The sequence below is a fragment of the Massilia varians genome, assembly GCF_027923905.1.
GTDB classification, from domain to species: Bacteria; Pseudomonadota; Gammaproteobacteria; order Burkholderiales; family Burkholderiaceae_D; genus Telluria; species Telluria varians_B.
In genome coordinates, this window is record NZ_AP026966.1 from 3,244,587 (window position 1) to 3,271,270 (window position 26,684).

23 protein-coding genes are annotated in these 26,684 nt (G+C 68.1%); 17 read left to right on the forward strand and 6 right to left on the reverse strand.

What is annotated here, in order from left to right:
* Positions 1 to 139: 139 nt before the first annotated feature.
* The 9 genes from MasN3_RS14625 to MasN3_RS14665 all read left to right on the forward strand — a co-directional run bounded on the left by MasN3_RS14625 (position 140) and on the right by MasN3_RS14665 (position 10,202).
* Positions 140 to 544: a hypothetical protein gene (locus MasN3_RS14625; protein ID WP_281908064.1), complete on the forward strand. Its 405-nt coding sequence runs from the start codon at positions 140 to 142 to the stop codon at positions 542 to 544.
* A complete protein-coding gene (locus MasN3_RS14630; protein ID WP_281908066.1) occupies positions 544 to 1,329 on the forward strand; it encodes a DUF2145 domain-containing protein in 786 nt (261 codons plus the stop codon). Before MasN3_RS14625 ends, MasN3_RS14630 begins: the two co-directional genes overlap by 1 nt.
* 89 nt (positions 1,330 to 1,418) lie before the next feature.
* Positions 1,419 to 1,958, forward strand: a complete 540-nt coding sequence (locus MasN3_RS14635; protein WP_281908067.1) for a (2Fe-2S)-binding protein — start codon at positions 1,419 to 1,421, stop codon at positions 1,956 to 1,958.
* Positions 1,955 to 3,001, forward strand: coding sequence for an FAD binding domain-containing protein (locus MasN3_RS14640; RefSeq protein WP_281908070.1), 1,047 nt, complete (start codon positions 1,955 to 1,957; stop codon positions 2,999 to 3,001). Before MasN3_RS14635 ends, MasN3_RS14640 begins: the two co-directional genes overlap by 4 nt.
* Entirely contained in the window at positions 2,998 to 5,319 is a 2,322-nt protein-coding gene (locus MasN3_RS14645; protein WP_281908072.1) for a xanthine dehydrogenase family protein molybdopterin-binding subunit, read from the forward strand. The genes MasN3_RS14640 and MasN3_RS14645 overlap by 4 nt, the downstream gene beginning before the upstream one ends.
* A 215-nt stretch (positions 5,320 to 5,534) precedes the next feature.
* Positions 5,535 to 6,512 (forward strand): tripartite tricarboxylate transporter substrate binding protein BugD, encoded by a 978-nt coding sequence (locus tag MasN3_RS14650; protein WP_281908073.1) that lies wholly within the window; start codon positions 5,535 to 5,537, stop codon positions 6,510 to 6,512.
* A 90-nt stretch (positions 6,513 to 6,602) separates the two neighbouring features.
* Positions 6,603 to 7,079 (forward strand): tripartite tricarboxylate transporter TctB family protein, encoded by a 477-nt coding sequence (locus MasN3_RS14655; protein ID WP_281908074.1) that lies wholly within the window; start codon positions 6,603 to 6,605, stop codon positions 7,077 to 7,079.
* 3 nt (positions 7,080 to 7,082) lie between these two features.
* Complete coding sequence (locus tag MasN3_RS14660; protein ID WP_281908075.1) at positions 7,083 to 8,585, forward strand: tripartite tricarboxylate transporter permease; 1,503 nt, start codon at positions 7,083 to 7,085, stop codon at positions 8,583 to 8,585.
* Positions 8,586 to 8,753: 168 nt separating this feature from the next.
* Positions 8,754 to 10,202: a serine hydrolase domain-containing protein gene (locus MasN3_RS14665; protein ID WP_281908077.1), complete on the forward strand. Its 1,449-nt coding sequence runs from the start codon at positions 8,754 to 8,756 to the stop codon at positions 10,200 to 10,202.
* Positions 10,203 to 10,224: 22 nt separating this feature from the next.
* Here MasN3_RS14665 and MasN3_RS14670 read toward each other — a convergent pair whose 3' ends face one another.
* Both MasN3_RS14670 and MasN3_RS14675 read right to left on the reverse strand, forming a co-directional pair.
* Complete coding sequence (locus MasN3_RS14670; RefSeq protein ID WP_281908079.1) at positions 10,225 to 12,609, reverse strand: DNA polymerase II; 2,385 nt, start codon at positions 12,607 to 12,609, stop codon at positions 10,225 to 10,227.
* Positions 12,610 to 12,616: 7 nt separating this feature from the next.
* Positions 12,617 to 13,417: a ferritin-like domain-containing protein gene (locus tag MasN3_RS14675; protein WP_281908081.1), complete on the reverse strand. Its 801-nt coding sequence runs from the start codon at positions 13,415 to 13,417 to the stop codon at positions 12,617 to 12,619.
* A gap of 100 nt (positions 13,418 to 13,517) precedes the next feature.
* Between MasN3_RS14675 and MasN3_RS14680 the strand changes: the two genes are divergently transcribed.
* Together MasN3_RS14680 and MasN3_RS14685 are read left to right on the forward strand one after the other, a co-directional pair.
* Entirely contained in the window at positions 13,518 to 14,075 is a 558-nt protein-coding gene (locus MasN3_RS14680; RefSeq protein ID WP_281908082.1) for a cysteine hydrolase family protein, read from the forward strand.
* Between the two features lie 113 nt (positions 14,076 to 14,188).
* Entirely contained in the window at positions 14,189 to 14,752 is a 564-nt protein-coding gene (locus MasN3_RS14685) for a hypothetical protein (RefSeq protein WP_281908084.1), read from the forward strand.
* Positions 14,753 to 14,781: 29 nt separating this feature from the next.
* Here MasN3_RS14685 and MasN3_RS14690 read toward each other — a convergent pair whose 3' ends face one another.
* Positions 14,782 to 16,182 carry an aminotransferase-like domain-containing protein gene (locus tag MasN3_RS14690; RefSeq protein WP_281908085.1) on the reverse strand — a complete coding sequence of 467 codons (1,401 nt, stop codon included), beginning with the start codon at positions 16,180 to 16,182 and terminating at the stop codon, positions 14,782 to 14,784.
* 201 nt (positions 16,183 to 16,383) lie between these two features.
* Here MasN3_RS14690 and MasN3_RS14695 point away from each other — a divergent pair, with 201 nt between their 5' ends.
* On the forward strand, positions 16,384 to 16,569 hold the full coding sequence (locus MasN3_RS14695) for a hypothetical protein (protein ID WP_307730359.1): 186 nt from the start codon (positions 16,384 to 16,386) through the stop codon (positions 16,567 to 16,569).
* Positions 16,570 to 16,584: 15 nt separating this feature from the next.
* Here MasN3_RS14695 and MasN3_RS14700 read toward each other — a convergent pair whose 3' ends face one another.
* On the reverse strand, positions 16,585 to 17,376 hold the full coding sequence (locus MasN3_RS14700) for a LytR/AlgR family response regulator transcription factor (RefSeq protein WP_281908088.1): 792 nt from the start codon (positions 17,374 to 17,376) through the stop codon (positions 16,585 to 16,587).
* Positions 17,373 to 18,452 carry a sensor histidine kinase gene (locus MasN3_RS14705; protein ID WP_281908089.1) on the reverse strand — a complete coding sequence of 360 codons (1,080 nt, stop codon included), beginning with the start codon at positions 18,450 to 18,452 and terminating at the stop codon, positions 17,373 to 17,375. The genes MasN3_RS14700 and MasN3_RS14705 overlap by 4 nt, the downstream gene beginning before the upstream one ends.
* A gap of 306 nt (positions 18,453 to 18,758) precedes the next feature.
* Between MasN3_RS14705 and MasN3_RS14710 the strand changes: the two genes are divergently transcribed.
* Genes MasN3_RS14710 through MasN3_RS14720 form a run of 3 tightly spaced genes read left to right on the forward strand, consistent with a single transcriptional unit; the run spans position 18,759 to position 21,430 of the window.
* On the forward strand, positions 18,759 to 19,919 hold the full coding sequence (locus MasN3_RS14710) for an exo-alpha-sialidase (RefSeq protein WP_281908090.1): 1,161 nt from the start codon (positions 18,759 to 18,761) through the stop codon (positions 19,917 to 19,919).
* A complete protein-coding gene (locus tag MasN3_RS14715) occupies positions 19,919 to 20,623 on the forward strand; it encodes a hypothetical protein (protein WP_281908091.1) in 705 nt (234 codons plus the stop codon). Before MasN3_RS14710 ends, MasN3_RS14715 begins: the two co-directional genes overlap by 1 nt.
* Positions 20,624 to 20,626: 3 nt before the next feature.
* Entirely contained in the window at positions 20,627 to 21,430 is an 804-nt protein-coding gene (locus tag MasN3_RS14720; RefSeq protein WP_281908093.1) for a hypothetical protein, read from the forward strand.
* A gap of 51 nt (positions 21,431 to 21,481) precedes the next feature.
* Here the strand turns inward: MasN3_RS14720 and MasN3_RS14725 are convergent, their stop codons facing one another.
* Complete coding sequence (locus tag MasN3_RS14725; protein WP_281908095.1) at positions 21,482 to 23,986, reverse strand: TonB-dependent receptor plug domain-containing protein; 2,505 nt, start codon at positions 23,984 to 23,986, stop codon at positions 21,482 to 21,484.
* Positions 23,987 to 24,201: 215 nt separating this feature from the next.
* Here MasN3_RS14725 and MasN3_RS14730 point away from each other — a divergent pair, with 215 nt between their 5' ends.
* Complete coding sequence (locus tag MasN3_RS14730; protein ID WP_281908096.1) at positions 24,202 to 25,095, forward strand: alpha/beta fold hydrolase; 894 nt, start codon at positions 24,202 to 24,204, stop codon at positions 25,093 to 25,095.
* A gap of 150 nt (positions 25,096 to 25,245) precedes the next feature.
* The gene (locus MasN3_RS14735; protein ID WP_281908097.1) at positions 25,246 to 26,670 is read left to right on the forward strand and encodes an APC family permease; all 1,425 of its coding nucleotides are present in this window, start codon (positions 25,246 to 25,248) and stop codon (positions 26,668 to 26,670) included.
* Positions 26,671 to 26,684: the final 14 nt, after the last annotated feature.

Consider the following 26,684-nt stretch of genomic DNA (forward strand, 5'->3'; position numbering starts at 1 on the left):
ATCGTTCCGATACCGCGCCGGCGCCCTGCGGTATCGCAGGCCGATACTGGAGCGCCTGGCCGATGCTACTTCGCGCGGCATCCTTGCGCGCACGCGGGCGGCTGGAGATCATGCCCCCACATTCACCACGGAGAGCACCATGAAACGCCTGTTCCTTGCCGCCCTGCTCGGCCTGGCATGCACCGCCACCCAAGCGACCGGCCATGCCGGCCAGTCGGAACTGTCGAACGCCAGCGCCGACCTGTCCGGCGTGGTGGTCGGCGGTTCCATCCTGACCCTGGCCGCGACCGGCAGCGTCGTGGTGGCCAGCGTCAGGACGGTCGGCGACGGCATCGAAGTCGTCCTGGAGAGCGCGGCCGACGCCAGCCGCGCCACGGTGCGGCTGTCCGGCCGGCTTGCTGCCGGCGTCTCGCTCGCCGCCGGCACCGCGCTGGAAGTGGTGACGGCGTCCACCGGCTACGTGCTGGTGATGGCCGGCAAGGCGATTGCCTTCCTGCCGAACGAAGCGGGCAAGGCCCTGCTGCACCATTCGAGGGCAGGCTGATGGACCGCCGCATCTGCGGGGTCCTGGTCCTGGCCCTGGCCATCGCGGCGCCGGCCAATGCCGGCCAGGCCTGCGAAGAGCGCCCGCTCGCCGCCCACGAAGTCGTGCTCTCGATGGACCTGGCCCAGCGCACGGTGCAGGCTTTGGAGGCCAGCGGCGCCCAGGCCGCGCTGGTGTCGCGCGCCGGCCAGGACCTGAGCCGCTATCGCCTGCGCTACTCGCACATGGGCATCGCGCTGCGCGACCATCCCAAGGGCCGCTGGACCGTCGTGCACGCGCTCAACGACTGCGGCAGCGCGGTCTCCAAGCTGTACGACGAGGGCATGGGAAACTTCTTCCTGACCGACCTGTACCGCTATGAGGCCCATCTGGTGATTCCCGGTCCCGAGCTGCAGGCCAGGCTGGCGAAGCTGGCGGCCACCCGCACGCTGCTGCGCCTGCACGAACCGAACTACAGCATGCTGTCGTATGTGTACGCGACCAAGTACCAGAATTCGAACCAGTGGGTGCTCGAAACGCTCGCCGCGGCCGCCGCCCCGCCCGGCCAGGTCGAGTCCCGGGCCGAGGCCCAGACCTGGCTGCGTTCGATCCGCTTCCAGCCGCCCACGGTCGAGGTGCCGGCGACGGTGCGCCTGGGCGCGCGCATGTTCCGGGCCAACGTCGCCTTCGACGACCATCCGTTCGAGCGCCGCATGGCCGGGCACATCGACACGGTCAGCACCGACGCCGTGCTGCGCATGGTGCGCATGGTCGCCCCGCAGGCCCGGACAGTGACCATCGATTGACACGCGTCTTGTTGCCGTAGGTGTGTGAACTAACCGAACGGGATCGGGCCGGCGGTTAAGGTAGCAGCTTCGCACATGAAAGGACGGCCATGGACCACTACCAGGAATACCCGATCCGGCTGCGCATCAATGGCCAAGACCGCGAATTCGCGGTCGGCGCCTGGGTGACGCTGCTCGACCTGCTGCGCGAGCGCGCGGGCCTCACCGGCACCAAGAAGGGCTGCGACCACGGGCAATGCGGCGCCTGCACGGTATTACTGGACGGCAAACGCATCAACGCCTGCCTGACGCTGGCGGTGATGCACAACGACCATGAGGTGACCACGGTCGAGGGCCTGGCCAAGGGCGAGGAGCTGCATCCGCTGCAGCAGGCCTTCATCGCGTGCGACGCCTTCCAGTGCGGCTACTGCACCCCCGGCCAGCTGTGTTCCGCCGCCGGGCTGATCGCGGAGGGCCAGGCCAGGAGCGTCGACGACGTGCGCGAACTCATGAGCGGCAACCTGTGCCGCTGCGGCGCCTATCCCCAGATCACCCAGGCGGTGGTGCAGGTGATGGGCATCGAGAGCAAGCCCGGAGCGGCCGCAGCCGAGCCGAAGAAGCCGTTCACGACCGGCCCGGTGCTCGCATGAATCCGTTCACCTTCACCCAGGCCAGCGACGTGGACGCCGCGCTGGCCCGCCTGGCCCAGCCGGGCGTGCGTCCGATCGCGGGCGGCACCAACCTGCTCGATTTGATGAAGTCGGGCGTTCCGCCCGACGGCGTCATGCATCCGGGCGAGCTGGTCGACATCAACGGCCTCGGACTCGACCAGGTGGAAGAAGCGGATGGCGGCGGCCTGCGCCTGGGCGCCCTGGCCCGCAATGCCGACACCGCCTACCATCCGAAGGTCGCCGAGCGCTACCCGCTGCTGCGCGCCGCGATCCTGGCCGGCGCGTCGCCGCAGTTGCGCAACATGGCCACCAACGGCGGCAACCTGCTGCAGCGCACCCGCTGCTACTACTTCTACGACGTCGGCACGCCCTGCAACAAGCGCGAACCGGGCAGCGGCTGTCCCGCCAAGGACGGCCTGAACCGCCTGCATGCAATCCTCGGCACCAGCGAGCACTGCATCGCCACCCACCCTTCCGACATGTGCGTGGCCCTGCGCGCCCTCGACGCCGTGGTCCACGTGCGCTCCCAAGACGGCGCGCGCGAGATCCCGTTTGCCGACTTCCACCGCCTGCCCGGCGAGCACCCCGAGCTCGACAATACGCTGGCGCCGGGCGAACTGGTCACCCACATCACGCTGCCCGAGGCCGGCCGCTTCGCCGCGCATTCCACCTACCTGAAGGTGCGCGAGCGCCTGTCGTATGCGTTCGCGCTGGTGTCGGTGGCCGCCGCGCTCGATCTCGAAGGCGGCAAGGACGGAAAAATCCGCGCCGCCCGCATCGCACTGGGCGGCGTGGCCCACAAGCCGTGGCGGGTCGAGGAAGCCGAGGCTTCGCTCGAAGGCAAGACGCCAAGCCTGGAAGCTTTCGGGGCCGCCGCCGACATCGTCCTGCGCGGGGCGCGCGGCTACGGCCAGAACGACTACAAGCTCACGCTGGCACGCAATGCCATCGAGCAGGCCCTGAGCACCGCCGCGCGCGGCACCGATTATGCGGCCGGAGAACGGCGAGGAGAACCCACATGACCGACCTGATTCCAGAACTGCGCACCCCCAGCGCGTCCGAGGGCACCGGCCGGGTCCGCAGCGGCATGCCGGTCTCGCGCGTCGACGGCCGCGCCAAGGTGACGGGGGCGGCGAAGTACGCCGCCGAGCACGAAGCCGAAGACCTGCGCTACGGCGTGGTGGTGAGCGGCACCGTCGCCCGCGGGCGCATCACGCGCATCGACACCCGCGCCGCCCTGGCCACGCCCGGCGTGGTGGAGGTGCTCACCCACCTGAACCGGCCCAAGGTGCGCTCCTGGGACCTGGCCTACAAGGACATGACGGCTCCGGGCGGCTCGCCGTTCCGGCCACTGTTCAGCGACCGCATCTTCTACAGCGGCCAGCCGGTCGCGTTGGTGATTGCCGAGACCTTCGAGGCGGCGCGCCACGCGGCCCAGCTGGTGGAGCTCGACTACGAGGAAGAAGCGCACGAAACCGATCTGCTGGCCTCGCTCGACCAGGCCTACAAGCCGCGCGCCCTGAAGGCCGGCTTCACGCCGCCCAGCTCCACGGGCGACGCCGACAAGGCGTATGAACAGGCCGAGGTCAAGATCGAATCGCAGTTCTACCACGGCGTCGAGCACCACAACCCGATGGAGATGCACGCGACCACCGTGGTCTACGGCGAAGACGGCCACCTGACCATCTACGAGAAGACCCAGAGCTCGCAGAACAACCGCTGGTACGTGTCGCGCGCCTTCGGCATCAAGAAAGAAAAGGTCACGGTGCGCAATCCCTACGTGGGCGGGGCCTTCGGCTCCGGCCTGCGTCCGCAGTACCAGCTGCCGCTGGCGGTGATGGCGGCGCTGAAGCTGAAATGCTCGGTGCGGGTGGTGCTGACGCGCCAGCAGATGTTCAGCTTCGGCCACCGTCCCGAGACCTGGCAGAAGGTCAAGCTGGCCGCCAACGGCGACGGCAAGCTGCAGGCCATCGTCCACGAGGCCATCCACGAGACTTCGCGCCTGGAAGACTATGTCGAGGTGGTGGTCAACTGGTCCGGCCAGCTGTACGCCTGCGACAACATCAAGCTGGGCTACAAGCTGGTGGCCCACGATCGCCATTCGCCGATCGACATGCGCGCGCCCGGCGCGGCCCACGGCATGCACGCGCTGGAAGTGGCGATGGACGAACTGGCCTACAAGCTGCGCATGGACCCGCTGGAATTGCGGCGCCTGAACTATGCCGACCGCAACCCGATGGACGACAAGCCCTATTCCACCAAAGAGCTGAGCCAGTGCTACGACAAGGGCGCCGCGCGCTTCGGCTGGCAGGCGCGGCCGATCGAACCGCGCTCGATGCGCGATGGCGAGGAACTGGTCGGCTGGGGCATGGCCACCGGCATGTGGGATTCGCTGGTGATGCTGGCGCGCGTGAGCGCCGTGCTGCATGCGGACGGACGCCTGGTGGTCAGCAGCGCGGCCTCGGACATCGGCACCGGCACCTACACGGTGATGTCGATGATCGCGGCGGAAGCGCTGGGCCTTCCCATGGAACGGGTCACCTTCCAGCTGGGCGACTCGACCCTGCCCTTCGCGCCGGTCGAAGGCGGCTCCTCGCACGTGACCACGGTCGGGGGCGGCGTGCATGGCGCCTGCGACAAGCTCAAGAAAACCCTTGTCAAGATGGCCAAGGGCATGCCCGGGTCGCCGCTTGCCAAAGCGCGCACCCAGGACCTGGAATTCGTCGACGGCACCGTGCGCCTGCGCCACCGGATCGAGACCGCCGTGCAGCTGCGCGAGGTGCTCGCCGCAGCAGGCGTCGACCGGGTCGAGGAAAAGTTCTTCATGAAGCCCTCGATGCTCAAGCAGCGCAAGTACACCCGCGCCGTGCACTCGGCCGTCTTCTGCGAGGTGCGGGTCAACGAAAAGCTCGGCATCGTGCGCGTGACGCGCGTCGTGAACGCCGTCGCGGCCGGCCGCATCATCAGCGCCAAGACCGCCGCCAGCCAGGTGATCGGCGGCGTGGTGTGGGGCATCAGCCAGGCGCTGCACGAAGAGAGCTTCACCGATCACCGCTTCGGTCGCTTCATGAACCACAACTACGCCGAGTACCACGTGGCGGTGAACGCGGACGTGCACGACATCGAGGTGATTTTCGCCGATGAAGACGACCGCATCGTCAGCGAGCAGCTCGGGGCCAAGGGCGTGGGCGAGATCGGCATCGTGTCGGTGGCGGCGGCGATCAGCAACGCGATCTTCCACGCCACCGGCAGGCGCCTGCGCGGCACCCCGATCACGCCCGACAAGCTGCTGCTGGGCGAGCATGAGATTCCGGTGCCGGAGCCGGGGCAGGCTCGATAGCCGGCCATTTCCTGTCGTCCAGCCACTATTCAGCCGTGCGCTACGGGTTTCCACGTAGTTGCTAACCCGTCTATTTACTGGTACAACAAGGCCTGCGTATGCACATGCTCAGTGTACGCAGGCCTGCTGGCTGGTGGCCTGCGTCCCGGCTTTTCGAGTGTGTTCCAGCATCGCCCATACTAAAAACCTGGCTCAACGAGTTTAGAGGACGACACATGAAAACCACCTTCCTGCGCAGCGTCGCGGCCATCGCCCTGGTCGGCGCGGCCTGCGCGGCCCACGCACAGAACTACCCCGCCAAGACCATCACCATGATCGTGCCCTTCGCCGCCGGCGGGCCGACCGACACGGTGGCGCGCCTGGTGGCCCAGTCGATGGGCAACACCCTGAAGCAGCAGATCATCATCGAGAACGTCGGCGGCGCCGGCGGCACCATCGGTGCGGCGCGCGTGGCCAAGGCCGCGCCGGACGGCTACACCATCTTCCTGCACCACATCGGCCACTCGACCGCCCCAGGCCTGTACCGCAAGCTGAGCTACAACGCGATCACCGATTTCGAGCCGATCGGCCTGGTCACCGACGTGCCCATGACCCTGATCGCCAAGAAGGACTTCCCGGCCAAGGACTTCAAGGAGCTGCTCGCCTACGTGAAGGCCAACCAGTCCAAGGTCACCTATGCCAACGCCGGCCTGGGTTCGGCCTCGCACCTGTGCGGCATGCTGTTCCAGACCGCCATCGGCGTCGACCTGACCACCGTCCCGTACAAGGGCACGGGCCCGGCCATGAACGACATGCTGGGCGGCCAGGTCGACCTGATGTGCGACCAGACCACCAACACCACCAGCCAGATCAAGAGCGGCAAGGTGAAGGTCTACGGCGTGACCACCAAGCAGCGCCTGGCCTCGATGCCGAACGTGCCGACCATGAGCGAAGCCGGCCTGCCGGGCTTCGAAGTGGCCGTGTGGCACGGCATGTACGCGCCGAAGGGCACCCCGAAGCCGGTCGTCGACACCCTGTCGAACGCCCTGCGCACCGCCCTGAAAGACCCGACCGTCAAGCAGCGCTTCGCCGACCTCGGCACCGAACCCGTGGCCGACAAGCGCGCCACGCCGGAAGCCCTGCGCGCCCACCTGAAGTCCGAGATCGACCGCTGGGGCCCGATCATCGCCAAGGCCGGCCAGTACGCCGACTGATCGCGCAACACAGACGCGGCGGGCTGTGCGGGTCGCGATCCCGCACAGCCTGTTCGACACCAGACAACAACAAGCAACAAGGGGTTCGCAGTGGCTTTCACCGTTCGCCATCCGAAGAATTTCTGGATCGGCCTGATCTTCCTGTGTTTTGGCCTCGCCGCCATCGCCCTCATCGGGGACAACGAGATGGGCAGCGCCGGCAAGATGGGTCCGGGCTATTTCCCGACCGTGCTGGGCGGCCTGCTGGCCATCGTCGGCCTGGTCGGCATCATCCGCGCCTTCATCGGCCGCGGCTCTGGCGCGCATGACGCGATCGGCACCTTCCACATCCGGGACATCGTCATCATCCTCGGCGCAGTGGTCCTGTTCGGCATCCTGATGCGCGGCGCCGGCCTGGCCGCCGCCGCCTTCGTGCTGGTCATGCTGAGTTCCTACGCCAGCAAGCAGTTCAGCCTGAAAAGCGCGCTGCCGCTCGCCATCGGCCTGGCCATCTTCGCCGTGCTGCTGTTCGTGAAGCTGCTCGGCCTGCCCATGCCGATCGTCGGTCCCTGGCTGGGAGGCGCATAAGACATGGAGATCTTTACCAACCTGGGACTGGGCCTGGAGACGGCCTTTACCCTGACCAACCTGTTCTACTGCCTGATCGGGGTTTTCGTGGGCACCGCGGTCGGCGTGCTGCCGGGCCTGGGGCCGATCGCCACCATCGCCATGCTGCTGCCGGCCACCTTCGGCCTGCCGCCGGTCTCGGCGCTGATCATGCTGGCGGGTATCTACTACGGCGCCCAGTACGGCGGCTCGACCACCGCGATCCTGGTCAACCTGCCGGGCGAATCGTCCTCGGTGGTGACCGCCCTCGACGGCTACAAGATGGCGCGCAACGGCCAGGCCGGCAAGGCGCTCGCCACGGCGGCGCTCGGTTCCTTCTTCGCCGGGACCGTGGCCACCGTCCTGCTGGCCCTGTTCGCGCCGCCGCTGGCCGACCTGGCGCTGAAATTCGGTCCGGCCGAGTACTTCTCGCTGATGGTGCTGGGCCTGGTGGCCTCGGTGGTGCTGGCGAGCGGCTCGCTGCTCAACGCGATCGGCATGGTGATCCTCGGCCTGCTGCTCGGCCTGATCGGCACCGACGTCAACTCCGGCGCGCAGCGCTATACCTTCGACAAGCCGGAACTGGCCGACGGCATCAACTTCGTGATCGTCGCGATGGGCATGTTCGGCATCGGCGAAATCATCCGCAACCTCGAGCACGGCGAAGACCGCAACGTCCTGATGAAGAAGGTCCAGGGGCTGATGCTGAGCAAGGACGACTTCAAGCGCATCGTTGCGCCGGTCCTGCGCGGCACCTTCCTCGGCTCGGCGCTCGGCATCCTGCCCGGCGGCGGCGCCATGCTCGCCTCGTTCGCGTCCTACTCGATCGAGAAGAAGGTCTCGCCCAATGCCAGGAACTTCGGCAAGGGCGCGATCGAAGGCGTGGCGGCCCCGGAAGCGGCCAACAATGCCGGCGCCCAGACCTCCTTCATCCCGATGCTCACGCTGGGCATCCCGTCCAACCCGGTGATGGCGCTGATGATCGGCGCGATGATCATCCAGGGCATCCAGCCGGGTCCGGCCGTGATGTCCGAGCAGCCGGCGCTGTTCTGGGGCCTGATCGTGTCGATGTGGTTCGGGAACCTGTTCCTGGTGGTGCTGAACCTGCCGATGATCGGCCTGTGGGTCAAGATGATCCTGGTCCCCTACCACCGCCTGTACCCCGCGATCCTGATGTTCTGCGCGATCGGCGTGTTTAGCCTGAACAACAACGAGTTCGACATCTGGCTCATGGCCCTGTTCGGCCTGTTCGGCTACATCTGCGCCAAGCTGGGTGCGGAGCCGGCGCCGATGCTGCTCGGCTACATCATCGGACCGATGATGGAAGAGTACCTGCGCCGCGCCCTGCTGCTCTCGCACAGCGACCCGATGGTCTTCGTGCGCAGCCCGATCAGCGCCACCATGCTGGCGATGGCGGCGATCGCGCTGATCATCGTGATGCTGCCGGCGCTGCGCAAGAAGCGCGAGGAGGCGTTCCAGGAAGAGTGATAGCAACCAAGGGGCGCGAATACGCTGCCCGCGCCATGAAAGCCGCCCAGCGATGGGCGGCTTTTTCGTCTGCGGCCATGCCGGCCGCATGAACTTTCCATCTTCCTTGTCGGTCTTGTCGGGCATCCCTATACTCGTTGCATTCGTGCAAACTTTGATGGAGCAACGATGCGTTCCAGCCAACCTCCCCTGTCCCGCTTCAAGCGCCAACTAGCATGGGGCGCTTGCCTGGCAACCCTGGTGTCGCCGTGCTCGCGCGCCGCGGACGACGCGGCCATTACCCGCATCGAGGCCGGCCTGCGTCCGGCGGTGGCGCTGGCGAACGCGCCGCTCAGGACCGAACGCCTGCAAGACGCCATGGCGCGCCTGAAGGTGCCCGGGGTGAGCGTCGCCGTGATCCACGATGGCAAGCTGGCGTGGACGCGGGGCTATGGCGTCGCGTGGGCGGGTGGGCCCGCGGTCACCCCTGAAACCCTGTTCCAGGCCGCATCGGTCAGCAAGCCGGTGGCGGCCATGGCGGTGCTACGCATGGTGGAACAGGGCAGGCTGGAGCTCGATGCGCCGATCGAACGCGCGCTGACCGGCTGGAAGCTGCCCGAGGGCGCTGGCAAGCCAAGCGTGCGCCAGTTGCTGTCGCATACCGGCGGCACGAGCGTCTCCGGCTTTCCCGGCTACGCCGCCGGCACGCCGGTGCCGACGCTGGTTCAGCTATTGGATGGCAAGGCTCCGGCGAATACCGGGCCCGTGCGGGTCGAGGCCGCGCCGGGGTCGGCCTGGAACTATTCCGGCGGCGGCTACAGCGTGCTTCAGCAAGCCATGACCGATCGTTACGGCCAGCCCTTCGAGGTGTTGGCGCGCGACCTGGTGCTGGGACCGCTGGGCATGACGGACAGCAGCTTTTCCCAGCCGCTGCCGGCGGCACTGGCAGCCAAGGCGGCCCGTCCACACGACCGGAACGGCAAGCCTTTCCCGGGCGGTCCCTTTGTCTATCCGGAGCTGGCCGCCGCCGGGCTGTGGACCACGCCGCGCGACCTGGCGAAGTTTGCGATCGCCCTCCAGCAAGGGGCGACGGGACGCGACAACGGCGTCCTGTCCCCCGCTATGGCGCGCACCATGCTCACGCCCGTGGTGGACGACTACGCGCTGGGCCTGCAGATCAACCAGGGCAAGACCTTCGGCCATGGCGGAAGCAACAAGGGCTTCAAGGCGCAACTGGTCGTCTTCTTCGAGGGCGGCAATGGCGCGGTGGTCTTGACCAACAGCGACAATGGCTGGGAGCTCGCGGCCGGGCTGATGCGCGCCATCGCCCACGAGTACAAATGGACCGCGATCCAGACCGTGCTGCGTCCGGCCGTCGCCCTGGCCCCGCAGGTACGCCGGGGCCTGGCCGGCCAGTACAAGATCGACGGCATGGGCGGCTTCCAGATCGCCGAGCGCGATGGCCAGCTCATGCTGGCCCTGAGCCCGGGTCAATGGGAGACGCTGTATGCCGAATCCGACAAGCTGCTGTTCATCCTGTCGCGCAAGCTCGAAATACATCCCCGCGATGCCGACAGCGGCCATACGGTCGAGGGGCCGTCCTCGCACCCGTATACGCGGGTGTCCGCTCTGGACTGACGCTGTTGCCAAGCCGGGTGCGCTAGAACAGCGCGCCCTGCGGGCTGGTAAGCCGCGCAAAACTGTCGCCCAGAAAAGGCAGGATCGCGTCGGCAATCGGCTCGAGTTGCTTGGTCAGGTAGTGTTCGTAGTCGATCGGCGCCGAGTTTCGTCTACCCAGCAACTCCAGCGGCTCCGGCCCCGCGGTGGTCATCACGTAGCGGATCCAGCCGCCGCGCCGGTATTGCGCCGGCCGCCCCTGGGCGGTATGGAAATCGTCGGCCATGCGCGCCGCGCGCACGTGCGGCGGGACGTTGCGTTCGTAGTCGTCCAGGGGGCGGCGCAGGCGCTTGCGGTAGACCAGCAGCGCGTCCAGCTCCCCACGCAGCGTGCGCGCCACATAGTCGGCCACCCAGGCTTCGTACGGCTGCCCCTTGAACACCCGAAGGTAGAGCTCTTGCTGGAACTGCTGCGCCAGCGGCGACCAGTCAGTGCGCACCGTCTCCAGTCCCTTGTACACCACTTCCTCGCTACCGTCGGTGTTCAGCACCAGGCCGGCATAGCGCTTCTTGCTTCCTTCGTCCGAGCCGCGTACGGTCGGCATCAGGAAGCGCGCGTAGTGGGTGTCGAACTCGAGTTCCAGGCTGGATGCGAGGCCATACTCGGTCTCTAGGTGATCGCGCCACCAGCCGTTGACGTGGTCCACCAGCGCCTGCCCGATGCGCTCGGCGTCCGCCTGCGCATGCGCCCTGCCGAGCCAGACGAAGGTGGAATCCGTGTCGCCATAGATCACCCGGTAGCCCTGTTCCTCGATCAGGGCGCGGGTGCGGTGCATGATCTCGTGCCCGCGCATCGTGATCGACGAGGCCAGGCGCGGGTCGAAGAAGCGGCAGGCGGTGGTCCCGAGCACGCCGTAGAAGGCGTTCATGATGATCTTGAGCGACTGCGACAGCGGCGCGTTGCGTTCGCGCTTGGCCGCTTCGCGCCCTTCCCACACCTGGCGCACGATGCCCGGCAGGCAGTGGCGCGTGCGCGAAAAGCGTGCGCCGCGAAAGCCCGGCACGGTGTTCTCCTCGGGTTCGGCCAGGCCGGCCACCAGGCCGACCGGGTCGATCAGGAAGGTGCGGATGATGGACGGGTACAGGCTTTTGTAGTCGAGCACCACCACCGAATCGTACAGGCCTGAACGCGAATCCATCACGAAGCCGCCGGGACTGTCCCCCGCCGCCACGTCGCCGATGTTGGGCGCGACAAAACCCTGGCGGTGCATCAGCGGCATGTAGCGGTGCTCGAAGGCCGCCACCGAGCCGCCGCTGCGGTCCACCGCCAGCCCGGTGACGCTGGCGCGCTCCAGCAGGAAGCGCATCAGCTCGGTCTTCTCGAAGATGCGGGTGACCAGTTCGCAGTCCTTCAGGTTGTAGAAGGCCAGCGCCGGCTTGTCCTCTGCAAACATGCGGTTGATCTCGTCCATCCGGCTGTAGGGATTGTCGATCGCCTTGCCTTCGCCCAGCAGGCTTTGCGATACCGACTCCAGGCTGAAGGAGGAAAAGCTGTAGGTGGCCGAGCGCAGCGCCTCGATGCCGTCGATGACCAGGCGGCCCGCGATCGACACGAAATAATGCTCCGAGCGCCCATGTTCGCGGGTCTCGATGGCGCTACCGTCGCGGCCCAGGCGCAAGGGGCGTCCCAGCTGCTGCGCCGCCTGCACCAGCATGCGCAGGTCGAACTGGACCACGTTCCAGCCGATGATGGCGTCGGGGTCGTGCACGCGGACCCATTCTTCCAGGCGCTCGAGCAGCTCGGCGCGCCTGGCGCAGTAGTCGAGCCGGAAGTCCAGTTCCCTCGGCGCGCCAATCGGCTCGCCCAGCATGTAGACCTGGCGCTGCCCGCAGCCTTCCAGACCGATGCAGTACAGTTCGCCGTGCTGGTTGGTCTCGATGTCGAGCGAGACCAGGCGCAGCGCCGGCCGGTAGTCGCCGTCCGGCTTGAGCTGGGCGTCGCGGATCAGGGCCGGGTCGTGCGGATCCGGCGTGCCGTGCACCAGCACCGGCGCGGTGATGAAGCGCTCCATCAGGTAGCGCTCGGGCGGGCGCACGTCGGCCTCGTAGACGGCGACGCCGAATTCGCGCAGGCGCTTTTCCAGCCGCAGCAGCTGGCGGTACTGGCGGCAGTACAGGCCGAGCACCGGACGGTGGTGGAAGTCCGACAAGGACAGCTCGCGCAGTTCCCAGCCCTTTCTTTCACTGTGCAGCGCGAGTTCGGCCGCCTCGCGCTGCTCGAGCGGGACGAAGGCGACCGGAGTCTGGACCGGCAGCCGTACGCGGCGCGGCCCCTGTTCGGTGGCAATCCAGAATTCGACCTCGAGGCCGGCGTCCAGGTCGCGCCAGTGGCGGGTCAGCAGGAAGCCCTGCAGTGGTGTGGAATCCATGCCGGGTCTAGCTCAAGCGCGCCAGCTCCGCCTCGCTGAAGCCGGCCTGGCGCCGCGCCGCGATGTTGAAGGGACCCTTGAGCACCGGCGCCTTGTAGCGCACGGTCAGCTCGGCGTAGGTCGACACCGGTTCCAGCGCGCGCAGGGCGCACAGGTGCAGGTACCAGCGGTTGCCGATCTCGACGTGCCCGACCTCGTCGACTAGCAGCACGTCGAGGATGGCGGCGGCTTCCAGGTCGCCGGCCTGGGCCAGCTTGGCGCGCAGCGGCGGAATCGCATCGAGCCCGCGCGCTTCCAGCGTGCGCGGCACCAGGGCCATGCGCGCCAGCACGTCGCCGCGGGTCTTCTCCACCATCTCCCACAGGCTGTCGTGGCCCGGGAAGTCGCCGTAGGCGTAGCCGAGCGTGGCCAGGTGGCCGCACAGCATGTTGAAATGCAGCGCTTCTTCGCCCGCCACCCGCAGCCAATCGAGGTAGTAGTCCTGCGGCATGCTAGGAAAGCGCCACAGCGCGTCGAGCGCCAGGTTGACCGCATTGAACTCGATGTGGGCGAGCGCGTGCACCAGCATGGCGCGTCCCTCCACGGTCGCCATCGAGCGGCGCCCGACCAGGCGCGGCGGCACCAGTTCGGGCCGGGCCGGACGGCCGGGGATGCCGGCGGGCGCATCCAGCCCGGCGTCGACGTCGACGCGCCAGTCGCCACGGCGGTGCGCGGCGACCATGGCCGCCACGCCCGCCGTCTTGGCGGCGGGGTCGGTTTCAAGCAGTGAGTGCAGAGCGGATGCGCGTAGCTCCAGCGGTTGCGCCATCGTCAAGCCCAAGGTGGATCGAAAAGCGCTAGTGTACCAAAGCCGGACGGCCGTCATCGGCTGGGTTACCATGATGGCATTGCCATTTTCCTGAATGCCGATGCGACCCGACCACCCCGCCCTCCTGATCATCGACATGCAGCAGTGCATGGCCAGCCCGGATGCGGGCGCGCGCAATAATCCGCAGGCCGAAGCCAACATCGACAGGCTGCTGGACGCCTGGCGTGCGCGCGCCGCGCCGGTGGTCCACGTGCGCCACATCTCGCGCGCGCCAGGCTCCGGCTTCGCTCCCGGGCAGCCGGGCGCCGCGTTCCAGCCGGTGTTCGCGCCGCGCCAGGGCGAGCATGTGGTCGAGAAGAACGTCCCGGACGCCTTCATCCTGTCGGGACTGGAGCGCTGGCTGCGCGCGCGCGGCATCGAGCGCCTGGTCGTGGCCGGCGTCAGCACCAACATCTCGGTGGAGTGCAGCGTGCGCAGCGCCGGCAACCTCGGCTTCCAGGTGAGCGTCGCCGGCGACGCCTGCTTCACCTTCGCCCGCCGCGATCATGCGGGCGCGCTGCGCAGCGCCGACGAGGTGCATGCGATGTCGCTGGCGAACCTGGCGGGAGAGTACGCAAGGGTGGTGACGACCGCCGAGGCACTTCGCTTGCTGGAATGAGGCGCCGCCGCCACACGCTACCCATTTGACATTGTGGCAAGCTGGTCAAGCTTGCTACACTGGCCGGCCGGACTCTCCCTCCATCGCCAGGCCCACCGCAAAGGAAGCGTGCCATGTTCGCCCGTCCTGACCTGCAGTCCCGCCTCATCCTCGCCAGCTGCGCCCTGGCCGCCGAAATCCTCCACCTCGGCTGGGAGTACAGCCACGGCGGCGTGCCGGCGCACCACCTGCTGAACAACCCGGAACTGCCCGCCGTCTCCAACTGGTGGGGGCTGCTGGTGGTGCCGCTGCTGAGCTGGTTCCTGGTCGGCCGCATCCAGCGCCGCGCCGCCACCCTGGTGCAAATGGGAAGTCGGGAGCGCTTCCGTACCCTTGCCCGGGCCCGTTTCGCCGTGGCTTTCCTGTGGGCCGGGGCGCTCTCCCTGGCATTCACGATCGGGCACCCCGCTTCTCAATGGATCTTCTTCGGCGCCTTCGGGGCAGCCCTGTGCGCAGGCGCCTGGCGCGCAGAATACGTGCTCGGTTTCGCGCTCGGAATGACCTACACCTTCGGCGCCGTGCTGCCGGTCCTGGTGGCCTCGGTCATCGCGGCCTGCGCGTTTGCCGTGCACCTGCTGTTTGGCGCCGTGCTGCGGCTGGCGCGCGGCGGACGGGTGCGCGGAGCCGGCTTGCCCTAGTCCGGCCCGCAGCGCCCGACGCACATTGCTTACACCACGGCGGCGCTGAACGACGCGGGCCGCCGCGCAAGCAGCTGCGACAGCCGCTGCAGGCCCGCCTGCAGGCGTCCCCGGTCCCGGATGCTGCCCAGCGAAATCCGGATCGCATTCACCGATGCGCTGCCGGTCGCGAATGCCTCCGCCGGGGTGACCGCGATGCCCTCGCTGTCGGCCGCACGCGCCAGCTGCGAAGAATTCCAGTACGCCGGCAGCGCGAGCCAGACATGCAGGCCGTCGCCGGCGCCGCTGTAGCGCCCCGCCAGGATGTCGCGCGCCATCCGGTGGCGCAGGCCGGCCTCCTTGCGCACGCCCGCCAACAAGCCCGCTGCCGAACCGTCGAGGATCCACTGGGTGGCCAGTGCCGCGCTCAGGGGTGCGGCCATCAGCGCGAATGACCTGAGGGCGGCCAGGAAGCGCTCCCGTTCGCGCGCGGCGCGGATGAGCACGAAGGCCACACGCAAGCCGGGCGTCAGGCACTTCGACAAGGTAGAGATGTACACCACCTGTTCCGGGGCGAAGGCGGCAATCGGCGGCGGCGGGGCGGCGGCAAGCAGCCAGTAGGGGTCGTCCTCGACGATGCGTACGGCGCAGCGCTGCGCGATGGCGGCGAGCTCCTTGCGCCGGTGTTCCGGCATGGTGGCGGCGGTCGGGTTCTGCAATGTCGGATTGAGGTAGACCAGCGCAGGCTGGTGCTGCACGCACGCCTGTTCGAGCAGCGCCGGCAGCATCCCGTGCTCGTCCGTTCCCACGGCAACGAGACGCCGGCCGAATTCGCCCGCGGCGGCGCGCAAGCCGGGATAGGTCGTCGGCTCGGCCAGGATGACGTCGCCCGGCTCGGTCAGCGCAAGGATCAGGGCAGCGATCGCCGCTTGCGCCCCCGGACAGACGACCAGCTGCCCGGCATTCAGGGGACCGAACATCGGCGCCAGCCAGCTGGCGCCAGCCTTGCGGTCGGCCTCGCTTCCTCCACCCAGGTGGTAGGTCATCAACGCCGCATTGTCCGCCCTCATCAGTACTTGCGACAGGCCTTGCTTCAGCAGGTCCTCGAAGTCCACGCCATCCGGCGGTGGCGGCGTATTCATGCTCAGGTCGAGGACCGGGCTCAATTCGACTTTCGGCGCCGCGACATAGGTGCCGCGGGCGCCGCGGCCTTCCAGCAGGCTGCGGCGCCTGGCTTCGTCGTAGGCGCGCGTCACCGTGGTCAGGTCGACCTGCAGCTGTGCCGCCAGGCGGCGCTGCGGGGGCAAACGGTCGCCCGGCCTCAAGCTTCCGTCGGCCACCGCCGCCTGCAAGGCATCCGCGATCTGCAGGAAGCGCGGCCCGCCGTGCACGGCCAGGCCGGGCAGCCAGATTGGCAGCTCGTCATCTTGTATGGATCTCAACTGGGACATTTTGTCTCAATGTATGGATATTGTTTTTAAGTAGAATGCCCCAGAACCTGCAGCAACGCCGTCCCGGTACGGCAGACGCTGCGCTTTTTAGCCTCTTTCATCACCATTCGGCAGACGGCGCGCCGGATGCACCCGCTCAAGATTATGGAATGGACCCCTGTAATATTCTACGTGTTCAAGTTTGTCGTGTTAGGCATAGGCATGTTCTACGCCGTCAAGTGGCATTACGACCAAGGTGAAAAGAACCAGGACAAGCAGCAGGAGAAGCGCGCCGTGCTGCGCGCGGCCGGCAAGCTGGCGCTCCTGTTCGTGCTGCTGCTCCTGGTGCTGGGCACGGCCACCTTCTTCCTTGCCAGGACGCTGGGCCTGGACCTGACCATGCCTTGAGGGCATACACGCGCCTTACATCTGCCGGAACTGGTGGGCGTACACCGGACTCACGCGCGGCCTCTCGGGCCGGTTGCGCAGGTTGAGCATCACCTTGCCCATCGCATCGCGCCCGGCGCTGGCCACGCAGCCCATGTTCACCACGGTGCTGCGGTTGACCTGGCGGAACTTGTCCGGGTCGAGCTGGGGGAGCAGTTCCTTGAGCGGCACCCGGATCAAGGCTTCGCTCTCGGCCGTGGCGACGTTCACGTACTTGTCGGTCGCCTGGAAGAACACCACGTCGGCCACCGGGATCATGCGCACCATGTTGCCGACCGCCGCGCGCACGATCGTCAGGCGCTGCGGGGCCGGGGCGGCTGGCATCAGGGCCTGCAGCCGTCCGACCAGCTCGGCGAGCGGATCGCCCCGCTCCGCTTCCTCGGGCCGCCCCAGCAGGCCCTGCAACCGCTCGACCGTGCGCGCCAGGCGCGCCTCGTTCACCGGCTTGAGCACATAATCGGCCGCCGCCTGCTCGAAGGCCTGCACCGCATAATCGTCGTAGGCGGTCACGAACACGATATGCGGGAACGGCCCCGGGCCTTCCCAGCGCTCGGCCAGTTCCTCGGCCGCCTCGATGCCGGTCTGGCCGGGCATCTTGATGTCCATGAACAGCACCTCGGGCCGCATCGCGAGGGCCTGCTCGACCGCGGCCACGCCGTTCGGGGCGGTCGCGACGATCTCCAGTTCGGGCCACAGTGTCGTCAACAGGCGGGCGAGCGTCGCCGCCAGGATCGGTTCGTCTTCTGCAATCAGGGCACGGATGCTCATGCGGTCTCCAGAGGTAAGGTAAGGCGGACAAGGGTGCCTTGCGGCTGCGCCGGCATCAAGAGGACGCCGGCGCCCTCGCCGTACAGCACGCGCAGGCGTTCGCGGGTGGTGGCGACGCCGACGCCAGCGCCGCCGTGGCCGGACTGGCCCAGGCCCAGCCCGGTATCCAGGATGCGCAGGTCGAGCAGGCCGTCGCGCGCTTCGGCCGCGATCCGGACTTCGCCGCCCTCGATCTTCGGCTCCAGTCCGTGCACGATGGCGTTCTCGACCAGGGGCTGCAACAGCATCGGCGGCAGCCTGGCCCGGCGCAGCGCGGCGGGCAGTTCCAGGCGATAGGACAGGCGCTCGCCCATGCGTACCTGCATGAGGCCGAGGTAGGCGTCCATGGCGGCGAATTCGTCGGCGAGCGTGGTGCTCTCCGAGCGCGCGGCGCCCAGCGTGGCGCGCAGGTAGCGGATCAACTGGTCGAGCATGGTGTTGGCGCGATCGGGATCGATCGCGATCAAGCCCTGCAGGTTGGCCAGGGTATTGAACAACATGTGCGGCTCGATCTGGGCCTGCAGCAGGCGCAGTTGCGCCTGCAGGGCCTGGCGCTCGACGGTTTCGGCGCGCAGCCTTGCCGCGTTGTGCGCTTCCTTGATGCGCTGGACCCGCTCGCGGTGCGTCACCAGGAGGGTCATGGCGACCAGGCCGGTGAAAGTAAACACGATATAGCTGAGCCGGCCGACGGTGGGATAGCTGGCCAGGCTCGGCACCTCGTGGCCCAGCAAGGCGCCGGCAAGGTGAATGCCGGAGAAATGCGCCGGCCCCGCCACCAGCAGCATCAGGCCGACCAGGGCCAGCCAGCGGCGCGGATGGCCATCGAGCACCGGCCACAAGCGCAGCCGGGCCAGGTCCACGACGAAGAAGCCGGGGACCCCGATGCAGAGCGAATACACCAGCTGCTCGGGCAGGGTCTCGGGTTTGGCGATCAAGAGCACGATCATGACGGCGGCGAGCACGCTGATCAGGGCCGCGAGGCGCAGGTCGCGCACCAGCGTGGGCAGGACCGGTGCGGCCATAGGCGGCAGGGACATGGTGGAAGGGCTTAGGCTGCTCATGCGGATGCGTTCGTGTCGTTGCAAGGATGACCAGCATTCTGCCGAGCCGATGCCGGTCCGGCAAGCCGGCAGCGATGAAGCGCCGTTTCCATAGCGCGAACCGGCTTGCCGGTCGACCGGATCGCCGCCTGCGCACCGCGAAATGCCTCCAGGATATGTCGCCAGCGCTTCCTTTCCTGTAGGATAGCGCCTTTGCCCGGTACAGCCCAGCCGGCTGACCCGGCAGCCCACCAATACGATAACCAGTGTCGCGACCGGCCCAGCCCGGCTCGCCGGAAGTGTATGGAACGATCTCCGCCAGCGCGCCGCAGTGCGCGCAGCCGTACCACTATTGCCTGCGCTGCCGTGGTGCTGGCGATCGCTTGCGCCGAGACGGTGCGCTGGGCCCGGGCCCGGGCCGCCGCCGCTCCCTCCACGGTGCAAGCCGTCGTGCCGGGACGGGTCGCCCTGTCCGAACTGTCGCGCTCCCTGATCCCGATGCCGCGCAATACGCCCTCGGCCCATGCCAGCGCGATGGCGACGCTCCCCGGCGACCGATTGATCAGCTTCTGGTGGGCCGGCAGCCGCGAGAGCGGGCCGGACGTCAAGGTCTATGCGGCGCAGTGGCAAAACGGCAAATGGGGCCAGCCCTGGATGGTCGCCAGCCGCGAAACGCTCGGCAAGGCGCTCGGCTTCGGCGTGCGCCGCATCGGCAACCCGGTGGCCTGGACCGGCCCGGACGGGCGGATCCACCTGTACGTGGTCGCCACCGGCCTGGGCGGCTGGGCGGCCTCGCGCGTGGCGCACCTGGTCTCCCACGACGAGGGCGCCAGCTTCGCCATGAAGCGGGTGCTGCCGATGTCGCCCTTGTTCAATACCAGTGTGCTGGTGCGCACCAACGCGGTCGGCCTGGTCGACGGCGGCTGGTGGCTGCCGGTGTATTTCGAGATCGGCATCAAGTACCCGATGATGATGGCCTTCGGCCCGGACGGCGAGCCGACCGGCCTGGGACGCATCGGGGAGCGCACCACCACGCTGCAGCCGGCCATCGTCCCGGTCTCGCAAACCGAGGTGCGGGCCTGGATGCGCGACGCCAGCGACGAACGCCGGGTGCAGCACGCCCTGAGCCGCGATGGTGGCGCCAACTGGGAAGACTTGCCGGCCCTCGACCTGAACAACGAGAACACCTCGATGGCGGTGCTGCGCCTGGCCAATGGCGAATTCCTGATGCTGCACAACCACATCCGCGCCGGCGGCGGCGCGCGCAGCCTGCTGCGCCTGTCGGTCTCGAAGGACGGCCACACCTGGCGCACCGTGGCCGACGTGGCCAGCGGCGGCAAGAGCGACGAGTTCTCCTATCCCACCATGCAGCAGGTGGGACGCGAACTGCACGTCACGTATACCTTCCAGCGCCAGGCGATCGCGCATCACCGGTACCGGATCAGCATTGGAGAGAGCATTTGATGACCCTGCCCGACCTTTCGCTCCAGTTCGTGTATGCCCGGCTGGCATGGGCACTAGTGCTGGCCGCCATCCTGGTCGGCCTGTGGCCCGCGTCCCGGCGCCTGCCGCGGCGCGCCCTGGGCGCGACCCTGGCCGGCTGCCTGCTGCTGATGGCCCTGCCCGGCGCGGCCTCGCCGGCCTGGCACGTGGGCCTGGCCTTCCAGTACCCGAGCGCCCTGCTGGCCGGCCTTTGCCTGCTCAAGCTGCATGCGCGCTGGCGCAAGGCCTCGGGCCCGGTCCCGGCCGCGCTACCGGTCCCGCTGGCGGCGGCGCTGGGCGTGACCGGCCTGCTGCTCTACCTGGACGCCTTCGGCCTGATCGCCGGCGGGTATTACTACGCGGGCTTCGGCGGGCGCGCCGCGCTGGGCGCGGTGCTGCTGGCGGTCATTTGTGCGCTGGCCGCCACGCGTGGCCGCACTCGGTCCCAAACCGCCGCGGTCCTGGGCGCCCTGGCCCTGTTCTCCCTGGCGCGCCTGCCGAGCGGGAACCTGTGGGATGCGCTGCTCGACCCGCTGCTGTGGGGCTGGGCCCTGGTCACCCTGCTCGGCGCCGCCCTGCGCGCCCTGCTGCGCGCCCGCGCGCACGGAGCGCTGGCCTGCGCCGACGATGCGCTGCCTGCGCTGCATCGCGCCGGCGCCGAACCGATTTCATCAATGAAGGAGTAGTCTGTGGCAAACAAGAAGTGGTATCTCCATCCCGTCATCGCCACCGGGATCGTCATCAACGCATTCGTGCTGCTGCTCGCGGTGGCGCTGGCGGGCAACCCGGCCAGCATGGATCGCCTGCTGGTGGAAGACGGCATCGTCGAATGGATGCAGTTCCTGTGCTTCATGGCGCTGGCCGGCCTGCTCGGCTTCGCATTCAGCGAACGCCTCAAGCGCAGCGACCGCGGCGTCATGGAATTGCTGACCCTGGGCGGCCTAAGCCTGCTGTGCCTGCTCGCCGCGATGGAAGAAATCAGCTGGTTCCAGCGCGTTCTGAACATCCAGTCGTCGGAATTCTTCCTGCAGAATAACCGCCAGGGCGAGACCAACATCCATAACCTGGCCATGGGCGACGGCAGCCTGCACAAGAACGTGCTGCTGAAACTGATCTTCATCACCGGCATGGTCCACAACCTGATCCTGCCGCTGGTGGCGCGCTTCAAGCCGGGCGTGCAGGACTGGGTCGAGAAAATGGGCCTGTACCTGCCGCCGCTGTCGGCCTCGGTGCCCTACCTGGTGCTGGTGGCGCTGTCGCACCTGCTGGTGGACCACCCGCGCAAGGGCGAGCTGGGCGAGATGTTCGGCGCGGTGCACTACATGGCAACCGTGTTCGGCGCCTATTTCGTGGGCGTGGCCTACAAGCGTGCGCCGCTGTTCGAGAACCCGGCCGACATGCGCCGGGTGTCGACGCTGTTCGCCCTGTGGATGCTGTTCCTGTTGATGAACGGCTGGATGCTGAGCGCGGGTGCCGGGGCCATGGTCGACTGATCTAGCCTGGTTTGAACGCGTGGGCGGGAGACCCGCCCACCCTACGACAGCCTAGAAGCCGTAGTTCATGCGGGCATAGATGAAGCGCCCCGCACGCCCGAACGGCGCATAGTTCGCGAACGGCGTGTTGCCCGTGGTGTTGAGCGCCGGCGGCTGGGTCTCCGGGTACTGGTCGAACAGGTTGTCAGCACCCAGCGCCAGGCTCAGTTTCGGCGTGAACGCATAGCGCGCTTCGATGTCGACCAGGGTCTTCGGGTCCATCCAGAAGTCCAGCGCCGCGGTGGTGCCGGGCGAGAGCACCTTGCCGTAGCGGGTCGCGCGGAAGGTCGCGCCCCACTGGCCCAGGCGCCAAGCCACGTTCGCACTGAGCTTGTTCTCCGGCTGGCCCTTTTCCAGCGACAGCACGTTTAGGCGGTCGAACAGCACCGGCGCCGGATTCAGGGCCGACAGTTGCGCCGTCACCGGCACCTTGGTCACCTCCGTATCGGTGAAGTTGCCGGCCACGGTGATGTCGAAGTTGCCGGCGTTGGCCGTGCGCATCGGCCAGCTCACCACCACGTCCACGCCCTGGGTGCGGGTATCGACGCCGTTGATGAAGAAACGTCCGCCGCCCACGCCCGTGATCCCCTGCGAGATGATGTAGTTGCGCACGTTCGCCTGGGTCAGGTTTTCGGACAGGATGATGCGGTCCTCGATATCGATGCGGTAGGCGTCGATCGTGATGCTGAATGGATCGAAGCGCATCACCGCGCCGAGCGAGGCGTTCACCGATTTCTCCGCCTCCAGCGGTTTGGCGCCGAGGGCCACCGCGACCCGGTCGGTCGGACGGAAGGTGGTGATCTCGAACGGCACGCCGTTGATGAAGTTGGTGGAGGTCGCGGTGAAGTTCTGCTGCTGCGGCGAGGGCGCGCGGAAGCCGTTCTGGATGGCGCCGCGCAGGGCGAATGCGCGGCTGAAATCGTAGCGGCCGGAGAGCTTGCCGGCCAGGCTGTTGCCGAAGTCGGTATAGTGCTCGCCGCGCACCGCCACCGAGGCCAGCAACTGCGGCGTGATGTTCGCTTCCAGGTCCACGAAAGCGCCGATCGCGCTGCGGTGGGCATCGACCTCGTTGGACGGACGGAAGCCCGGGAACACCTGGGCGCCCGGCGCCGCCGGGGTGCCGTTCGGCAGGATCTCGGGACCGGCACGCCAGGAATCCGGCTCGCCCGCGAACAGCTCATAGCCTTCGCGGCGGGCTTCCACGCCGAGCGCGACGTTCAGCGGCGAGGCGAAGCCCGTCACGTCCAGGCTGCGCACGCCGGTCAGGTTGAACACCAGCTGGTCGTAGGCGTAACCGCCGGCATAGAAGCTGCGCTTGCTGCTCGGGCCGATCGAGCGGTTCAGCGTGTTCTCGATGTCGTACTCCATCTTGTTCTTGCCGTAGCCGAGCGAGGCGTCCATGTCCCAGTTGCCGGCCTGCCAGGTGGCCCCGCCCGTGGCGGAGAAGTCGTTCACCGTCGGCGCGATGATCGGCAGGAAGCCGTCCGGATAGATCGACGGGATGTTGCGCGCATCCTGGGCCGGGCGGAAGAAGCCGCCCGAGCGCGCGAAGCGGTTCTGGTAGCTGGTCCAGCCGTACAGCTTGACGCCGCCGCCCAGGTCCTTGCCGGCATTGGCGAAGAAGGTGACCTGCTCCATTTCCGGCTCGCCGTACCAGGCATTGAAGCGGTTGATGCTCAGTTCGCGCGGATCGAAAGCGCCATTGGCCAGGCGCGGGTATTGCTGGCGCATGTCGTAGCCGCTGCGCTCGGTCCGCTCCTGCTTCTTGTATTCGCCGGCCAGCGTCAGGTGGCCGGTCTCGCCCAGGGCCAGGCCCTTCCAGATGCTGAGGGTGCCGGTCTGGCCGTCGGTGCGTTCGCGCTTGGCGGGCGCGGTCCAGGTCGCGCCAGGCGGGGCGACGTCGTTCCACAGTTCGTATTCGGTCTTGCGAGCGCCATAGGTGAGGCTGGCTTCGCCGCCCTCGCGGTCGGTGCGCAGGCGCAGGTTGACCACGCCCGAAATGGCGTCCGACCCGTACTGGGCGGCGGCGCCGTCGCGTAGCACCTCGACGCTTTTCACAATCGCGGTCGGGATGGTGTTCATGTCCACCGCCGCCGAACCGCGGCCGATCGAGCCGTTCACGTTCACCAGCGAGGACGCATGGCGGCGCTTCGAATTCACCAGCACCAGGGTCTGGTCGGGCGCCATGCCGCGCAAGGTGGCCGGACGGATGGTGTCGGTGCCGTCGGTGATGGCCGGGCGCGGGAAGTTCAGGGACGGCAGCGCGATCGACAGGGCCTGGTTCATCTCGGTGGTGCCGACGTTCTTCAGCGTCTCCGACGAGATGATGTCGACCGGCGCGGCGGTGTCCAGGGCGGTGCGGTTGGCGACGCGGGTGCCGGTGACCACCACCGTGGCGGCGCTTGCCGGGTCGCTCGCCGCGGGCGTTCCCGTGGCGCTGTCCTGCGCATAGGCGCCGGAGAACAAGGAAGCGATTGCAAGGGCCAGGACCGTCTTTTCGGTTGCGTGTTTCTGCATCTTGGGTTTCCTCTTGTTGTCGTTACCGCGCCGGAACGGGGCGCCGCGCTTGCTGCTCATACATTGCTCATCGATACTGCTGGGCACACAATAGGATGTCAATTCGTAAAGCTTTCAGTTGGGCATATTTACAACAGCCGCCCCGTGTCAGGCTGCTGTAAGGCCGCGCTGCTATTCGCTGTTACACTTTTCTCTTTTCCAGTCCGGACCCGCGCATGCACGACTCCCTGTTTCCCGGTTTTCGCCCCTTCCAGGCACAGACCGACGACGGCATCACGATCGCCGGCGTGCACGGCGGCGCCGGTGCGCCGCTCCTGCTGCTGCACGGCCATCCGCAGACCCGTGCGATCTGGCACAAGGTAGCGCCGCAACTGGCCCGGCACTTCACCGTGGTCGCCTGCGACCTACGCGGCTACGGCGACTCGTCCAAGCCGCCAGGCGCGCCCGGCCACGCGAACTACAGCAAGCGGGTCATGGCGGCCGACATGCTCGCAAGCATGCGCCGGCTCGGCTTCGAACGCTTCCGGGTCATGGCCCACGACCGCGGCGCGCGCGTGGCGCACCGCCTGATGGCCGAGCACCCGCAGGCGGTGGAGCGCGCCGTGCTGCTGGACATCGCGCCCACCCTGGCCATGTACGAAGGCACCACGGAGGCTTTTGCGCGCGCCTACTGGCACTGGTTCTTCCTGATCCAGCCGGCGCCGCTGCCCGAGCGGCTGATCGAGGCCGACCCGGGCGCCTACCTGCGCGACGTGATGGGCCGGCGCAGCGCCGGCCTGGCCCCCTTCGATGCGCGCGCGCTCGCCGAGTACGCGCGCTGCCTGGCCCTGCCCGGCACGGCGCACGGCATCTGCGAGGACTACCGGGCCGCCGCCGGGATCGACCTGGAACACGAGCGCGCCGAGCGCGATGCCGGCTACCGGCTCGACACGCCGCTGCTGGCCTTGTGGGGCGCACAAGGCGTGGTGCAGCGCTGCTTCGATCCGCTGCTGGAGTGGCGCAAGGTGGCGTCGAATGTGGAGGGCGAGGCCCTGGGCTGCGGCCACTACATCCCGGAAGAAGCGCCGGAAACATTGCTGGCGCGGGCGCTGCCTTTTCTGCTGGCTTGACCGGTTCAGGCGCGCGCCACGCCGAAAAACACGTCCCTATAATTCCCGGCGCAGGTCCATGCGCTTTGCTGCCGGCCCTGTGCACGATGCGCCAACGGCCGGCATGCTCCTTGCCGGCAAAGTTCCCTCTATCACTTTGATCGGCACCATATGGACCGCACAGATGAGGACTTGTTTGCATCGACCGGCGACGGCGCCGCGCCGCGCCGGCTGCTGGGTTTACGCCAGGCAGTTGCCCTGATCGTTGGCGTGGTGATCGGGGCCGGCATCTTCAAGTCGCCCTCCATCGTTGCCGGACTCAGCGGCAGCGCCGACTGGATGTTTGCCATGTGGATCCTGGGCGGCCTGGTCTCGCTGATCGGCGCCCTGTGCTATTCCGAACTCAGCACCGCCTACCCGCATCCCGGCGGCGACTACCACTTCCTGCACCGCGCCTACGGCCGCGCCACCGCCTTCCTGTTCGGCTGGGCCCGCTTTGCGGTGATCACCACCGGCTCGATCGCGCTGCTGGCCTTCGTGTTCGGCGACTACATGCAGCAGGCGCTGCCGCTCACGGTGCTGCCCGAGGGCTGGGGCGCCACCGCCTACGCCTGCGCGGTCATCGTCGTCCTGTCGATCGTCAACCTGCAGGGACTGCGCACCGGCGCCGGGGCCCAGATGTGGCTGACGCTGGCCGAGATCGGCGGCCTGCTGCTGCTGGTGACCGCCGCGGCCTTCTTCACCGACGCGGCCCCCGCGGCCGCACCGGCGCTTGCCGCGCCCGACACGGCGGTACCGGTCTCGTTCGGCATGGCCATGGTATTCGTCCTGCTCACCTACGGCGGCTGGAACGAGGCGGCCTACATCAGCGCCGAAATTTGCGGCGGCGCCGCCAGCATGGTGCGCGCCCTGACCCTGTCGATCCTGATCATCACGACCCTTTACTTGATGGTCACCTGGGCCTGCCTGCAGGTGCTCGGCATGCAGGGCATGGCCAGGTCCGAGGCGCTGGCGGCCGACGTCATGGGCATCGCCTTCGGCGCCTCCGGCGAAAAAGTGATCTCGATCCTGGTCGCCATCTCGGCGCTGACCTCCATCAACGCCACCATGATCGTCGGCGCGCGCACCGGTTTCGCCATGGGCCGCGACTGGCGCGCGCTGCGCAAGCTCGGCCAGTGGAACGAGGCCAGCAGCACGCCGACGGTGGCGATGTCGATCCAGTGCGCCGCCGCCCTGCTCCTGGTCGGCATCGGCACCGCCTTCGGCAGCGGCTTCAAGGCCATGGTCGAGTTCACGGCGCCGGTGTTCTGGCTGTTCTTCCTGCTCAGCGGCGTGTCGCTGTTCGTGCTGCGCCGGCGCGAGCCCGACCTGCCGCGGCCGTTCCGGGTGCCGCTGTATCCCCTGCTGCCCCTGCTGTTCTGCGCCACCTGCGCCTACATGCTCTGGTCCAGCCTGTCCTACGTGTACAGCCAGTCGCTCGGCGGGCTGAACGCGGCCTGGATCGGGGTGGCCGTCCTCGCCAGCGGTTCCCTGTTGCTGCTCTGCCTGGACCGCAAGGACGGCGCCAGTGCTGTCACAACACGACCCGTTCCCTAGTCCCACCTGAAGGA